The sequence below is a fragment of the Cohnella sp. GbtcB17 genome (assembly GCF_019091135.1).
In the GTDB taxonomy this organism is placed as follows: Bacteria; Bacillota; Bacilli; order Paenibacillales; family Paenibacillaceae; genus Cohnella.
In genome coordinates this window covers 1-255 of record NZ_JAGXJW010000326.1, presented here as the reverse complement: position 1 = coordinate 255, position 255 = coordinate 1, and the positions used below count along the sequence as shown (strand labels likewise).

The window sequence follows — 255 nt, the reverse complement described above, 5'->3', positions numbered from 1 at the left end:
CTTTTCGCATGCAAGCTTAGATCTGCGAACGATATCGTTCAAATAATCGACGGCCGCATTCAGATCCCCACCCGCCATGTACGTCTGATACGTATTGTGCAGACTAACCTGTGCCTCCCCGATCTTGTCGTCCATCTCCAGCAGCAACGGCTCTCCTTCCGTCATCCTCACTTCGATCTGCAAGCTTCCCGCCAAATGACGCTTCATCATCTCCGCGAACTGTTCCGGCTGATCGTACAATCTTGCCTGCCTCAT

1 protein-coding gene is annotated in these 255 nt (G+C 52.5%); it reads right to left on the bottom strand.

From position 1 onward, the window contains the following. The coding region (locus KVT38_RS33865; protein ID WP_217598097.1) for a hypothetical protein at positions 1–240 on the bottom strand (240 nt) is incomplete at its 3' end. Between the last annotated feature and the right edge of the window lie 15 nt (positions 241–255).